The sequence below is a fragment of the Planotetraspora sp. GP83 genome, from assembly GCF_041262585.1.
GTDB lineage: Bacteria > Actinomycetota > Actinomycetes > Streptosporangiales > Streptosporangiaceae > JAOEGB01.
In genome coordinates, this window is sequence record NZ_JBGCBZ010000001.1 from 591,416 (window position 1) to 605,429 (window position 14,014).

At 70.4% G+C, this 14,014-nt stretch carries 11 protein-coding genes; 2 read left to right on the forward strand and 9 right to left on the reverse strand.

All coding sequences use genetic code 11. The annotated features are described in order from the left end of the window. Window positions 1-16: 16 nt before the first annotated feature. From uvrC to uvrA, 3 genes are all read right to left on the reverse strand, one after another. Complete coding sequence (uvrC, locus tag ABH927_RS02730; RefSeq protein ID WP_370017802.1) at window positions 17-1,993, reverse strand: excinuclease ABC subunit UvrC; 1,977 nt, start codon at window positions 1,991-1,993, stop codon at window positions 17-19. A gap of 198 nt (window positions 1,994-2,191) precedes the next feature. Next, on the reverse strand, window positions 2,192-2,665 hold the full coding sequence (locus ABH927_RS02735; protein ID WP_370017803.1) for a Rieske (2Fe-2S) protein: 474 nt from the start codon (window positions 2,663-2,665) through the stop codon (window positions 2,192-2,194). 169 nt (window positions 2,666-2,834) lie between these two features. Then, window positions 2,835-5,675 carry an excinuclease ABC subunit UvrA gene (uvrA, locus tag ABH927_RS02740; RefSeq protein WP_370017804.1) on the reverse strand — a complete coding sequence of 947 codons (2,841 nt, stop codon included), beginning with the start codon at window positions 5,673-5,675 and terminating at the stop codon, window positions 2,835-2,837. Window positions 5,676-5,973: 298 nt separating this feature from the next. Between uvrA and ABH927_RS02745 the strand changes: the two genes are divergently transcribed. Together ABH927_RS02745 and ABH927_RS02750 are read left to right on the forward strand one after the other, a co-directional pair. Next, on the forward strand, window positions 5,974-6,828 hold the full coding sequence (locus ABH927_RS02745; protein ID WP_370017805.1) for a maleylpyruvate isomerase family mycothiol-dependent enzyme: 855 nt from the start codon (window positions 5,974-5,976) through the stop codon (window positions 6,826-6,828). 30 nt (window positions 6,829-6,858) lie between these two features. After that, entirely contained in the window at window positions 6,859-7,503 is a 645-nt protein-coding gene (locus tag ABH927_RS02750; RefSeq protein WP_370017806.1) for an MBL fold metallo-hydrolase, read from the forward strand. Window positions 7,504-7,719: 216 nt separating this feature from the next. Here the strand turns inward: ABH927_RS02750 and ABH927_RS02755 are convergent, their stop codons facing one another. From ABH927_RS02755 to murJ, 6 genes are all read right to left on the reverse strand, one after another. Further along, window positions 7,720-8,025, reverse strand: coding sequence for a hypothetical protein (locus ABH927_RS02755; RefSeq protein WP_261585784.1), 306 nt, complete (start codon window positions 8,023-8,025; stop codon window positions 7,720-7,722). An 83-nt stretch (window positions 8,026-8,108) separates the two neighbouring features. Further along, window positions 8,109-8,957, reverse strand: coding sequence for a CDP-diacylglycerol--serine O-phosphatidyltransferase (pssA, locus tag ABH927_RS02760; protein ID WP_370017807.1), 849 nt, complete (start codon window positions 8,955-8,957; stop codon window positions 8,109-8,111). Further along, complete coding sequence (locus ABH927_RS02765; protein WP_370017852.1) at window positions 8,944-9,606, reverse strand: phosphatidylserine decarboxylase; 663 nt, start codon at window positions 9,604-9,606, stop codon at window positions 8,944-8,946. Before ABH927_RS02765 ends, pssA begins: the two co-directional genes overlap by 14 nt. A gap of 154 nt (window positions 9,607-9,760) precedes the next feature. After that, window positions 9,761-10,738 (reverse strand): TerC family protein, encoded by a 978-nt coding sequence (locus tag ABH927_RS02770; protein ID WP_370017808.1) that lies wholly within the window; start codon window positions 10,736-10,738, stop codon window positions 9,761-9,763. 397 nt (window positions 10,739-11,135) lie between these two features. After that, on the reverse strand, window positions 11,136-12,224 hold the full coding sequence (locus ABH927_RS02775) for a glycosyltransferase family 4 protein (protein WP_370017809.1): 1,089 nt from the start codon (window positions 12,222-12,224) through the stop codon (window positions 11,136-11,138). Between the two features lie 26 nt (window positions 12,225-12,250). Further along, window positions 12,251-13,936, reverse strand: a complete 1,686-nt coding sequence (murJ, locus tag ABH927_RS02780; protein WP_370017810.1) for a murein biosynthesis integral membrane protein MurJ — start codon at window positions 13,934-13,936, stop codon at window positions 12,251-12,253. Between the last annotated feature and the right edge of the window lie 78 nt (window positions 13,937-14,014).

Genomic DNA, 14,014 nt, shown 5'->3' on the forward strand with positions numbered 1-14,014 from the left:
CCCAGTCGCTCGATCTTCACCCGCTCTCACCCTTCAACGCCGCCACGATCGCCTCCGCTGTAGATGGCCCGATGCCGGGGACCTCGCGGATCTCATCCGCGCTCGCCTCCCGCAGCCGCTTCACCGAGCCGAAGTGCCGGAGAAGCGCCTGCCTGCGCGCCGGCCCCAACCCGGGGACCTGATCGAGCGCGCTCTCCTTCAGGCTCTTGGACCGCTTCGACCGATGGTAGGTGATGGCGAAGCGGTGTGCCTCGTCACGCACCCGCTGGAGTAGGTAGAGGCTCTCACTGGTGCGCGGGAGGATCACCGGCTGGTCGTCTCCGGGGAGCCACACCTCCTCCAGCCGCTTCGCCAGGCCGCAGACCGAGACGTCGTCGATCCCGAGCTCGTCCAGGGCGCGCTGGGCCGCCGCCGCCTGAGCGGGGCCGCCGTCCACGACGACCAGGTTCGGCGGGTAGGCGAACTTCCGCGGCCGGCCGGTCTCGGGGTCGATCGGCATCCCCGCTCCGGGATCGCCGCCGCGGCTGCCGTTGACGAACACGGCCGATTCGCCGTCCCCGTCCCCGTCGCCCGGGACCGGGGGCTCGCCGTCCAGCTCGCCGGTGGCCACCCGCTCCTCCAGGTAGCGCTTGAACCTGCGGCAGATGACCTCGTAAATCGAGGCGACGTCACCCTCGGCGCTCTTGATCGAGAACCGGCGGTATTCGCTCTTGCGGGCCAGGCCGTCCTCGAACACCACCATGGAGGCCACCACGTCGGAACCCTGGATGTGCGACACGTCGTAGCACTCGATGCGCAGCGGCGCCTGGTCCAGGTCGAGGGCGTCGGCGATCTCCTGCAGCGCCCGGCTCCGCGTCGTGAGGTCGCTCGCGCGGCGGAGCTTGTGCTGCGTCAGCGACTCCTTGGCGTTGCGCTCGACGGTCTCCATCAGGCTCTTCTTGTCGCCCCGCTGGGGGACGCGCAGGTCGACCCGGGAGCCCCGCTGCTCGCCGAGCAGCTCGACCACCGCTTCGTGGTCGGGCGGCAACGCCGGAATGAGGATCTCCCTGGGGATCGCGGCCTCGCCGTACATCTGGAGGAGGAACTGCTCCACGAGGTCGCCGGGCGTGCTGTCCTCGACCTTGTCGACCACCCAGCCGCGCTGGCCGCGGATCCGGCCGCCGCGCACGTAGAAGACCTGGACGGCGGCCTCCAGAGCGTCCTCGGCGAGGGCGATCACGTCGCAGTCCGTGCCGTCGCCCAGAACGACGGTCTGTTTCTCCAGAGCGCGGTGCAGCGCCTGGATGTCGTCGCGGAGCCGGGCGGCCTTCTCGTACTCCTCCACGGCGGCCGCGTCCCGCATCGCGCGTTCGAGCCGCTTGATGAACCGGCCGGTGTTGCCGGCCATGAAGTCGCAGAAGTCCTCCGCGAGGGCGCGGTGCTCCTCGGGCGTGACCCGGCCCACGCAGGGCGCGGAGCACTTGTCGATGTACCCCAGCAGGCAGGGCCGTCCGATCTGCCCAGCGCGCTTGAAGACGCCGGCCGAGCACGTCCGCACGGGGAAGACCCGCAGCAGCAGGTCGACGGTCTCCCGGATCGCCCAGGCGTGGGAGTAGGGGCCGAAGTAGCGCGTGCCCCTCCGCTTGGCCCCGCGGAGCACCTGCACCCGGGGGAACTCCTCCCCCATGGTGACCGCGAGGAAGGGGTACGACTTGTCGTCGCGGTACTTCACGTTGAAGCGCGGGTCGAACTCCTTGATCCAGGAGTATTCGAGCTGAAGCGCCTCGACCTCTGTGCTGACCACCGTCCAGTCGACCGAGGCCGCGCTGGTGAGCATCGTCTGGGTCCGCGGGTGCAGCCCCGCGAAGTCCGCGAAGTACGAGTTCAGCCGCTGGCGCAGGCTCTTCGCCTTCCCGACGTAGATCACCCGGCCGCCGGGGTCGCGGAAGCGATAGACGCCTGGCGACTCGGGGATCGATCCGGGCGCCGGTCGGTAACTTGCCGGATCCGCCACACCGCAAGCCTACTGGGATCCACCGACAGACCACGATTCACGGAGATCGCGACGAGGATCTCCGAGCCGATTTACGACGGTGGACCCTCCCGCCGCCGACCCTGTGCATGATCACGGCGTGGGTTGGTGCCGGCCAGACCGGCGGCCGGGAATCCGTGCATGATCACGCGCAGAATGGGGGCCGCCGGTCCGGGGGGACTACGCCAGCGTGATGCTGTCGCCGGTCACCGTGATCTTCTGCTCGGCGAGGGGGTCCTTGGCCGGGCCCTTGGCGACCGAACCATCCTTGATGTTGAACTTGCTGCCGTGGCAGGGGCAGTTGATCGTGCCGTTCGAGACGCTCGCAACCGTGCAGCCCGCGTGGGTGCAGACCGCGCTGAACGCCTTGAACTCCCCTGCCGCGGGCTGGGTGATGACGATCTTCTTGTCTTCTAGGATCTTCCCGCCGCCCGTGGGGATGTCCGACGTCTGGGCGATCGCGTTGCCGCCCGCGCCGCCGCCCGACCCCGCGCCGCCACCGGCCGCGTCCGTGGCCTTGGAGGTCGCCTGGTCGTCCGCCGGCGCCGCCGCGTCGGAGCCGCCCGTGCTGTATCCCGTGCAGGCGGTCAGCGCGGCGGCCAGCCCGGCCCCTCCGGCGCCGAAGACCACGGCGCGGCGTGTCGTATCCGTCATGCTCGTCCTTCCTTGGCACGGACGGGTCCGGGCATCGTTCACCCGGCGCCCTCTCCGTGACGCATCACCTTATGTCGTTAAGTACGGCTCTCGCCCCGAGCCTGGTTCAGCATGACGGACAGATCACTGGCGAACCATGGACAATTACCCACTCGGGGCGCCGGATCGGTCAGACGCCGAGGATCTTCCGGAGGAAGACGCCGGTGTGGCTCTCCTCCATCTTGGCGACCTCCTCGGGCGTTCCGGTGGCGACGAGCCTGCCGCCCCGGGAGCCCCCTTCGGGTCCCATGTCGATGATCCAGTCGGCGGTCTTGATCACATCGAGGTTGTGCTCGATGACGATGACCGTGTTGCCGTTGTCGACCAGGCGATTGAGCACGCCGAGCAGCCTGCGGATGTCCTCGAAGTGCAGGCCGGTCGTCGGCTCGTCGAGCACGTAGACCGTGCGGCCGGTGGACCGCCGCTGCAGCTCGGAGGCGAGCTTGACGCGCTGCGCCTCGCCGCCGGACAGCGTGGTGGCCGGCTGGCCGAGCCGTACGTAACCGAGGCCGACGTCGTTGAGCGTCTGCAGGTGGCGGCGGATCGCGGGGATGGCGTCGAAGAACTCAAGCGCCTCCTCGATCGGCATGTCGAGGACCTCGGAGATCGTCTTGCCCTTGTAGTGGACCTCCAGGGTCTCCCTGTTGTACCGGGCGCCGTGGCAGACCTCGCAGGGGACGTAGACATCCGGCAGGAAGTTCATCTCGATCTTGATGGTGCCGTCGCCCGCGCAGGCCTCGCAGCGGCCGCCCTTAACGTTGAAGCTGAACCGGCCGGGCAGATATCCGCGGATCTTCGCCTCGGTGGTCGCGGCGAACAGCTTGCGGACGTGGTCGAAGACGCCGGTGTAGGTGGCCGGGTTGGACCGGGGGGTGCGGCCGATCGGCGACTGGTCGACGTGCACGACCTTGTCGACCAGGTCGGTCCCGGTTACCCGGGAGTGCCGCCCCGGAACCGTGCGGGCCCCGTTGAGCTCCTTCGCCAGGGCGCTGTAGAGGATGTCGTTGACCAGAGTCGACTTGCCCGAGCCCGAGACGCCGGTCACGGCCGTGAAGACGCCGAGGGGGAACTCCACGTCCACGCCGGTCAGGTTGTGCTCGCGGGCGCCCTTGACGACGAGCTGCCGCTTCCTGTCCTTCTTACGCCGCGCGGCCGGCACGGCTATCGCCCTCCGGCCGGACAGGTAGGCGCCGGTGAGGGACTGCTCGCTGGCGAGCAGCTCCTGAACCGTGCCGGACACGACGACCTGGCCGCCGTGCTCGCCCGCGCCGGGGCCGATGTCGACCACCCAGTCGGCGGCGGCGATGGTGTCCTCGTCGTGCTCGACGACGATCAGCGTGTTGCCCATGTCTCGGAGCCGGATGAGGGTCTCCAGCAGCCGCTGGTTGTCGCGCTGGTGCAGGCCGATCGACGGCTCGTCCAGCACGTACAGCACGCCGACGAGACCCGAGCCGATCTGGGTGGCCAGGCGGATCCGCTGGGCCTCACCGCCTGCGAGCGTCCCGGCGGCGCGGTCGAGGGTGAGGTAGTCGAGGCCGACGTCGAGCAGGAAGCCGAGCCTGGCGTTGATCTCCTTGACCACCCGCTCGGCGATGTGCATGTCGCGCTCGGAGAGCTTGAACCCGGCCAGGAACTTGGCGCACTCCCCGATCGACATGGCCGAGACCTCGGCGATCGAGGCGTCGCCCACCGTGACCGCGAGCGACACCGGCTTCAGGCGGCGGCCCTGGCAGGCCGGGCACGGGACCTCGCGCATGAAGCCCTCGAACCGCTCCCGCGTCGCGTCGCTCTCCGACTCGGCGTGCCGGCGCTGCACCCAGGGGATGACGCCCTCGAAGGTCGTGTAGTAGGACCGCTCCCTGCCGTACCGGTTGCTGTAGCGGATGTGGACCTGCTCGTCGTGGCCGTGCAGGATCGCCTTCTGCGCCTTCCTGGACAGCCGCTCCCACGAGGTGTCGAGGTCGAAGCCGAGCGCGTGGCCCAGCGCCTCGATCATCCGGATGAAGTAGTCGCTGGTGTGCCCGTTCGACCAGGGGCTGATCGCGCCGTCGCCGAGCGTCCGCTCCGGGTCGGGGACCACCAGGTCGGGGTCGACCTCCATGCGGGTGCCGAGGCCGGTGCACTCGGGGCACGCGCCGAACGGCGAGTTGAACGAGAACGACCGGGGCTCCAGCTCCTCGAACGACAGGTCGTCGTAGGGGCAGTAGAGGTGCTCGGAGTAGAACCGCTCCCGGTTGGGGTCGCCCTCGGGCAGGTCGACAAAGTCCAGCGTGATCGTGCCGCCGGACAGCTGCAGCGCGGTCTCCACCGAGTCGGTGAGCCTGCGCCGGGCGCCGTCCTTGACCGCGAGCCGGTCGACGATCACCTCGATGTCGTGCTTCTCGTACTTCTTGAGGGTCGGCGGCTCCTCCAGCCTGATGATCGTGCCGTCGACCCTGGCGCGGGCGAAGCCCTTGGTCTGCAGCTCGCGGAACAGCTCGGCGTACTCCCCCTTGCGGCCGCGGACGACCGGCGCGAGGACCTGGAACCGGGTGCCCTCCTCCAGCTCGAGGACGCGGTCGACGATCTGCTGCGGGGTCTGCCGGGCGATCGGCCGGCCGCAGGTGGGGCAGTGCGGCTTGCCGATGCGGGCCCACAGGAGGCGGAGGTAGTCGTAGACCTCGGTGATCGTGCCGACGGTGGAGCGGGGGTTGCGGCTGGTGGACTTCTGGTCGATGGAGACCGCCGGGGACAGGCCCTCGATGAAGTCGACGTCGGGCTTGTCCATCTGGCCGAGGAACTGGCGGGCGTACGCGGACAACGACTCGACGTAGCGCCGCTGACCCTCAGCGAAGATCGTGTCGAAGGCCAGGCTGGACTTGCCGGAGCCCGAGAGCCCGGTGAAGACGATGAGAGCGTCTCGCGGCAGGTCGAGCGAGACGTCCTTCAGGTTGTGCTCACGTGCGCCACGCACGATCAGGCGGTCAGCCACGGTGGTCCCGATAGGTCGATGGAGTCAACAGGAGGTGCACGGGCAAGCTATCCGGAGCCACCGACAATTTCGGGGGCGGCTCCCGGCGGCCGGGGCGGACGGCCTCACGAACCCCTCCCGGGGGTCACGTCCCAGGGGTGCGCCCCCAGACAACCGCCCGCATGAACAGGGTATGAGTTCCGTCAAACCCGCGTCCCGCGCTTGGCCCGGAAACTCCCACTGGTAGAACCGCTCCGGCGCGCCCGATCTTCCCGTACGGCTGCCGCGCGCCGTTACGGCTGTGGTCCATGATGTGTCTATGTCAGCTCTCGAGGAGTTCCAGGCTGCACTGGCCATATCCACGGGCCGGCTGCTGGCGACGGCCGCCCGGCTCACCGACGACGAAGTCCGGGCGGCGTCCCTGCTTCCGGGCTGGACCCGCGGGCACGTGCTCACCCACGTCGCGCGCAACGCCGACAGCCACGTCAACCTGCTGACGTGGGCGAGGACGGGCGTCTACACCCCGCAGTACCCCACGCCCGAGACCCGCGAGACCGAGATCGAGGCGGGAGCCGCACGGCCCGCCAAGGAGCAGCTCGCCGATCTGGAGGAGAGTTCCGAGCGGCTCGACCGGGCGATCCGCGAGCTGCCGCCCGAGGCGTGGAGGGCGATCGTCGGCGGGTCGCGGCCGCCGCGGCACCCCGCGTGGTACGTCCTCATGCGCCGGCTCCGTGAGGTCGAGATCCACCACATCGACCTCGGCGCGGGGTATGGCTGGGCCGACCTGCCGGAGCCGTACGTGCGGTGGGAGCTGCACGACACGATGCATTTGTGGCCGCGCGGTCAGGGCCCGGTCAGCGAGATCGTGTCCCGCGAGGTGCGCGACGACGGCGAGCACATCCAGGTGTGGCGCGGCCTCGGGGACGGCCCGGCCGTCCACGGAACGCCGCGGGAGCTCCTCGCCTGGCTCACCGGCCGGGCGCCGGGCGAGGACCTGAGCGTGAAGCCGTCGGACGGCGGCGGCGAGCCGTCCGGCTCCCCCGCCACCTCCAGTGCGACCTCCCCCGTGACCTCCCCCGTGACGCCGCCCTCCCCGCCGCAGTGGATGAGCATGCCCGCCCCGAGGGACCTCCCGGTGGAGCCGCCCGCCACGTGGCCGCCCAGGCATGACTAGCGTGAGCCGTACAGGACTCGAGGGAGAATCATGAGCTACACGGGAGACGTCGCCAAGGGCGGCCCGGCCGACGTGCGGGAGCTGCCCGCGCTGACCATTTCCAAGATCGAGGTCGGGGACTTCGGCAACAACGCCTATCTGCTGCGCTGCACCGAAACCGGCGACGGCCTGCTCATCGACGCGGCGGCCGAGCCGGACCGCCTGCTGGAGCTGATCGGTGACCGGCCGATCAGCTCGATCGTCACCACCCACGGCCACCCGGACCACTGGATGGCGCTGGAGGAGGTGGCCGGGGCCACCGGCGCCCAGGTGGTCGCCCACCCGCTCGACGCCGGCGACCTGCCGGTCCCGGTCACCCGGGAGGTCGGGCACGGCGACCGGGTGACGGTGGGCGTCGTCACGCTGGAGGTCATCCACCTGCGCGGGCACACGCCCGGCTCGATCGCGCTGCTGTACCAGGACGGCCATCTGTTCACCGGCGACTCGCTGTTCCCCGGCGGCGTCGGCAACACGCAGAAGGATCCGGAGCGGTTCGACCGGCTCTTCACCGATGTGGTGGAGCGGATCTTCGACCGGCTGCCCGACGAGACGTGGGTGTATCCCGGCCACGGGGCCGACACCACGCTCGGCGCCGAGCGCCCGGCCCTACCGGAGTGGAGAGCGCGCGGCTGGTGATCATCGAGCCCCAGCGCGTGATCATGCACAGGTTCCCGGGGATGCACTGAGAGCAGCAGAAATCCAGCTCGTGATCATGCACCCAGTTCATACATGGTGCATGATCACGAATGGTGAACTCCCAGCTCGCGAACGCGGCCGCTGATGAGCCAGAGGTCAGACGATCAAGAGCTCGGTGGTGTCGTTCTGCTGCGTGGTGCCGCTGAGCCTGGTGTTCTAGACGTCTCCGAGGCCGGGGTGAGGACGCGGCTCTCCGGTGGTGAAGACCTTGACGATGCGGTCCGCCGCGGCGGCCGGCTCGTCGGCGCTCTCCACGACGTCGCCCCAGGACCAGCGGTAGAACCAGCCGTCCGACATGGCGACGCAGTCCACCGTCTCGGAGAAGATCGCCGCGTCCGGGTCGCGGACCTTCAGGGACGGAGGGTCGGGACGCAGCGACGCCTCCAGCCCTCTGAGCTCCAGCTCCCGCGCGAGCTTGCCGAGGAAGTACGTCCGGGTGTGCTCACGAGGCATGGCGACCATGGCTCCAAAGGACTAGGCGATCGATCCATGTGAAAGCGAGGGCCGAAAGAAAAGGGGCCCTGATGAGCGGGGCCCCCTGTTCGTTACCGACGTGGGCCGACGCTCTCCGAGCGTCGTTCCCTGCGCTGCTGGTGTTTGAACATGAGAACGCGCAGCGGAATGGCGGACACGATGGCGATCTGCATGATCGCGCCCACGGTGATGAGCTGGTCGCCTCCCGTGAGGCGGGCCGCCCAGATGGACAGGCAGGCCACGTTGATCATCATCCAGGCGAGGACGACGGCGGCCAGGTTGCCCTTGGGCTTCGGATACTCGATGCGGCTGACCATCAGCCAGGCCACGCCGATGATGCCGGCGATCGTGAGATAGCTGGGCTGGAAGAGCAGCACGATCGAGACCACGGTCATGGCGCCCATCGGGATGGGCAGGCCCATGAAGTCGCCGCTCTTGGTCTTGACGGAGGCGAAGCGGGCGAGCCGTACGACACCGGCGATCAGGACCGAGGCGGCCGCGAACAGCACGACCCAGACCGGCAGCTTGCCCGAGAAGCCTGCCCAGATGACCACCATGAAGGCGGGGGCGAAGCCGAAGCTGATGACGTCGGCGAGGTTGTCGAGCTCGGCGCCCATCGCGGACGCGCGGAACTTCCTGGCCACCAGGCCGTCGAACAGGTCGCAGGTCGCGCCGATGAGCAGCAGCACCACGGCCGTGCCGAAGAAGCGGGGGTCGGGCTCGAACTTGCCGCTCGCCTGCAGGTCGGTGATCGCCGACCACGCGAGCACGCAGACCGCCAGGAAGCCGCTGAGCGCGTTGCCGAGCGAGAGGGAGTCGGCGGCCGACAGGCGGAAGGCCTTGCCGACGGGCCCGCGGGGCTCGTCGGCGAGCGGCTCCACCGGCCAGCCCGCCTCCGCGCCGAGATCAGACGTGGTCAAGGCGAGTCACCCCCGCCACGGTCTTCTGGCCCACGCTGACCGCGGACGCGATGCCCTCGGGCAGATAGACGTCCACACGGGAGCCCAGGCGGATGAGACCGACCCGCTCGCCCTGGGCCACCTTGGCCCCGGCCGCGAGGTACGGCACGATGCGGCGCGCGACCGCGCCGGCGATCTGCACCATCTCGATGTCTCCGAGGTCCACCGAGGAGCTGCTGTCGAAGTGCCAGACCACTCGCTCGTTCTTGTCGCTGTCCTTGTTGAAAGCGGGCACGAATCCGCCGGGCACGTGCTCCACCGAGGTGACCGTGCCGGCCACCGGAGCGCGGTTGACGTGCACGTTCAGGGGGCTCATGAAGATCGCCACCCTCGTGCGGCCGTCGGGCCACGGGTCGACGCTCTGGACGACGCCGTCGGCGGGCGAGATCACCCGGCCCTGGCCCGGCGCGCGCTCGGGGTCGCGGAAGAACCAGAGCATCCCGCCGGTCAGCGCGACCAGCGGGGCCGCGGCGAGCGCCCACTTGGGGGATCTGCGGGTGAGAAGGGTCGTGACGGCCGCCGCCGCCGCGGTCGGGGCCAGCCACGGGGAGACCCCGCGGGCGAGCCGGATCGAACCCCGGGGACTTCCCGCGACCTCGGAGGTCGGCACGAGATCGCGGGACAACTCAGAATCGTTGGACACAGGGAACCTTTGTACTCTTTAGCGACTAGGGACCGGTATGCGCCTGAAAAAGTGATATTACCGATCCGGCAGTCATTACACGGCACAACGAGACAAGCAAACAGCCTCATTGCCCGTTTTGCTAGCCCTGTGGGGCCTCCGCCGGAGCGGTGATCTCGTCGCTGCGGGCTTTGAGAAGGCTGGCGACGGTCGTCGCGGCCATTGTGACTCCGATGACCATCAGCGACACCCAGATGGGAATCTGGGGAGCCCAGGAGATCTGGCTCTCGTGCAGCGCTTCGAGAACCAGCTTAACCCCGATGAAGCCGAGGATGAACGCGAGACCGTAGCTGATGTACACCAGACGCTGGAGCAGGCCGCCCAGCAGGAAGTAGAGCTGCCGCAGCCCCATCAGGGCGAACGCGTTGGCGGAGAAGACGATGAACGCGTCCTTCGTGAGGCCGAAAATCGCCGGGATCGAGTCGAGCGCGAAGAGCAGGTCGGTCGTCCCGATCGCGATCATGACGATGAGCATCGGGGTGACCATCCGCCTGCCGTCCACCCGCACGGTGACGCGCGAGCCGACATAGCTCGGGGTGGTGGGGAAGACGCGGCGCGCCCAGCGCAGGATGATGTTCTCGGTGAACTCGTGCTCCTGCTTGCCGTGGTCGCGGACCAGCGTGTACGCCGTGTAGACGAGGAAGATCCCGAACACGTAGAACAGCCAGCTGAAGCGGGCCAGCGCCGCCGCTCCGACCGCGATGAACAGGCCGCGCATGACGAGGGCGAGCAGGATGCCCACGAGCAGCACCTTGTGCTGGTAGATCCTGGGCACCCCGAACCGGGTCATGATGATGTAGAAGACGAACAGGTTGTCGACACTGAGGCTGTATTCGGTGAGATACCCGGCGAAGAACTGGCCTCCCGGCTCGGCACCGCCCACCACCAGCAGCGTTACGCCGAACAGCACGGCAAGCGTGACGTAGAAGCCGACCCAGATGCCAGCCTGCCGCATCGAGAACTCGCGGGGCTCCCCACGGTCGACGATCCACAGGTCAACGGCCAGGACGACGAGCAGACCGGCGATGACCGCGGCCCATGCCCACACAGCGACGTTCAAGATCGATACCCTCCGGCGCGCGATTAACACACTGCCGGAGTCTCTCCCGCCCGCGCACTGGCGGACCGGCAGCCCCGGGCGCTGACGCCGTGATGACGGGACTGTCGCGAAGGGATACTCCCCCCAACCGCTTCAGTATATGGATCAGCCGCAAATTGACCTAATCCCATCCGGATGCCCGGCCCCGCGAAAGATGAGACTGCCGGTTCCGTGACCCATATGTACCGGTTAGGCCACCTCGGAGGACCAGCCGCCCCTGACCTCCGGTCACCGAACTCTCCCCCTGGGGCCACCTTTGTATTTCGCCACGGCAATGAGCGGGAGCCGTTTCGGCCCTGTCCGACGGCACCGAGCTTTGACCCGCCGTGCACCCGGCGTCACCCGGCGTCACCCGGGGTCAGCGAGCGCGGGGTTCCAGACCGGAGTAGACCTCGATCACTGCGCGGACGGCCGCGGCCTCGTCCGGCAGGTCCGCGCCACGCCGGGCCGACGCCCCGGCGAGGCGTGCCGCCAGCGCCGGGTCGCCGAGGAGGCGGCCGATCTCCCGGCTCAGCGCCACGGCGTCACCCGGAGGGACCAGGAGCGCCGCGTCACCGACCATGTCCGGGATGCCGCCGACCCGGGTCGCGATGATGGGCCTGCCCGCCTTCAGCGCCTCCTGGACGCTCAGCGGCTGCCCCTCCCACCTGCTCGGCACCAGTACGGCCGTCGCCACCTGGAGGAGGTCCGGCGGGCTGGCCCAGCCGTACATGAAGACGGGCAGCCTCTCCGCGTCGATCCGCGCCTGGAGCTCGGCCCGCAGAGGCCCGTCTCCGGCGATCACGAACAGCGGTTCGCTGCCGTACGGCCGAGCCGCCGCGTCGAGCAGCGTCTCCAGCCCCTTCTGCTGGGCCAGCCTGGCGACGGTCAGCAGCACCGGCCTCCCCCGCGGGCCGGGCAGCTCCCGCCACACCTCGTCCGGGGTTCGCGCGGGGTCCGCCAGGGGCGGCGCGGGAACCACGGCCGGGCCGACGCGCCGCGCGCCTCGGGCGTGCATGCGCTCGCCGATGTCGGGCGACACCACCAGCACGTGGTCGGCCCGCCGCGCGACGATCCGCTCCAGGACCCGGTAGATCGCCCCGATCGCGCCCCCGGCCGTGACGGCGTTGTGCAGCGTGACCACGAGGGCGGGGCGGCGGCGCGCGCCGGTCAGGGCCAGCGCCGCGAGAGCGCCCGCCCGCAGCCCGTGGGCGTGCACGGCCCGGGCCCCTCGGGCGACGGATCTCAGCGCCGCGACCGATCGGAGGTCGCTGACGGGATGAGGGCGATCCGAGATGGGCACCTCGGCGAAGCCCGCCCCGGCCTCCGCGAAGCCGAACGCCTCCTCCGTCGCGGCCGGGCCCGCCACGACGACCTGATGGCCCGCGCCCGCCAGCCCCGCGACCAGCGTGCGCACATGCCGGCCCACGCCCCCCGCGCTGGTCCCCAGCACGAGCACGACCTTCATGCCCTGCCCCTCTACGCCTGCCGTACTCATGGCTCGCCGCGCCCGGCGCCGGTGGAGGCCGTCGCGGGCTCCGCGGGCTGCCGGCCGCCGCCCCCGGTCCTGAGCCGGGACAGGACGGTTCGCAGGTCCCCCCGGTCGACGGCGGCCACCGTGAGCACTCCGGCGCCGAGCGCGGCGACGCCCGACAGGGCCGCCACGCCCACGCTGCCCCAGGGACCCGCGCCACCGAGAAGGGCCACCACACCGGCCCCCGCGAGGAAGCCGCAGCAACCGCCCGCGACGGCGGCGAGCGTGGCACGGGGCACCCCGTGCAGGGCCTCCGGCCCCCGCGCCCGGAGCACCGACACCAGCAGCACACCGCCTCCGGCGGTCATGCCCACGGCCTGGCCGAGGGCGAGCCCGCCCAGCTTCCAGCCCTGCGGAAAGGCCGGCACGAAGGCGGCCTGGGTCACGATGACGACCAGCCAGCCGATGACCATCCCGCGGGCCGCCGCTCTCCCGCGCCCGTCGGCGTAGAGGACCCGGCTGAGGTTCGCCATCAGCCCGTAGCCGACCAGCCCGGGAGCGAACAGCGCGATCGCCGGGGCGAACTCCGTGGGCGAGATGGTGGTGTCGGCCTGCCCCCCGAGGAAGACCTGGGCGACGGGGCCGGCGGCCGCGGCGAGCGCCCCGGCCGCCAGGCCGGAGATCAGCACGACCACCCGGGTCGTCTGCGCGGACAAGCCGGCGAATCCCGCCCGGTCACCGCCTTCCGCCCTGGCCGCGAGCACGGGGAAGGCGCTCGTGGCGATCGGCACGGCCAGCACCGCATAGGGCACCTGATAGATGGCCCACGCGTAGTTGTACGCCGGGAGCGCTCCCCCGCCGATCCCGCTGTTGGCCAGCGGGATCACGATCGCCATCGCGACCTGCTGGGCCACCAGCGCACTCAGCCCGGCGAGGGCCAGCCTTCTGACCTGTACGGCCACGCCGTCCGGGAAGCGCAGCGCCGGCCGCCAGCCCGAGCCGAGCCGGGAGGCTGGGCCGACCACGGTCACGACCAGCGCCAGCACCCCGAGCGTGGTCCCGGCCGAGAGCGCGAGCTCGGCCGGGCGCGGCACCGACGCCGGGTCGCTGTCCCGACCGCTGAGGGGTGCGAAGGCGAGGTAGGCGGCGATCACCACCACGCTGGACACGAGAGGGGCGAGCGCCGGTCCCGCGAACCGCCGATGGGCCTGCAGCACGCCGTAGAGCACGACGGCCAGGCCGTACAGCGGGATCTGCGGGGCGAACACCACCAGCATCCGGGTGGCCACGGCGATCACGTCGCCCGGCACGCAGCCTTCAATGTCCCCGCCGACGAAGAGCAGCAGCCGCATCACCGGCCCGGCTGCCACCGCCGTCAGGACGCCGAGCGGCACCAGAAGCACGAGCACCCACGTCAGAAGCGCCGAGGAGATCCGGCCCACCTCCGCCCGCGCGTCGGCCGTGGACCGGGCGGCGGCTCCGGCCAGCACGGGCACGACCATGCCCGTGAGAGCCCCGCCCACCACGACCTCGAAGACGATGTTCGGCACGAGATTGGCCGTGTAGTAGGCCGTGGCCAGGCAGTTCGTGCCCACGGCCCGGGCGAAGACGAGTTGCTTGGCGAAGCCGGTGACGCGCGCCAGGATCGTGATCGCGCCTATGAGTACGGCCGCCCCCGCGACTCCACGGCCGATCCGGTCAGCCATGTCGATCCGCTAGGCCATGTCGGCCCGCTGAGCCACGGAAGCCCCTCGGCACGCCGGCAGACGACCGAGGGGTGCGGT

Excerpts from the sequence above, each read along its gene's own strand:
- ABH927_RS02735 (WP_370017803.1), bottom strand. The coding sequence starts at position 2,665 with ATGACGGATACGACACGCCGCGCCGTGGTCTTCGGCGCCGGAGGGGCC.
- ABH927_RS02745 (WP_370017805.1), top strand. The coding sequence starts at position 5,974 with ATGTCAGCTCTCGAGGAGTTCCAGGCTGCACTGGCCATATCCACGGGC.
- ABH927_RS02750 (WP_370017806.1), top strand. The coding sequence starts at position 6,859 with ATGAGCTACACGGGAGACGTCGCCAAGGGCGGCCCGGCCGACGTGCGG.
- ABH927_RS02755 (WP_261585784.1), bottom strand. The coding sequence starts at position 8,025 with ATGGTCGCCATGCCTCGTGAGCACACCCGGACGTACTTCCTCGGCAAG.
- ABH927_RS02775 (WP_370017809.1), bottom strand. The coding sequence starts at position 12,224 with ATGAAGGTCGTGCTCGTGCTGGGGACCAGCGCGGGGGGCGTGGGCCGG.
- murJ (WP_370017810.1), bottom strand. The coding sequence starts at position 13,936 with ATGGCTGACCGGATCGGCCGTGGAGTCGCGGGGGCGGCCGTACTCATA.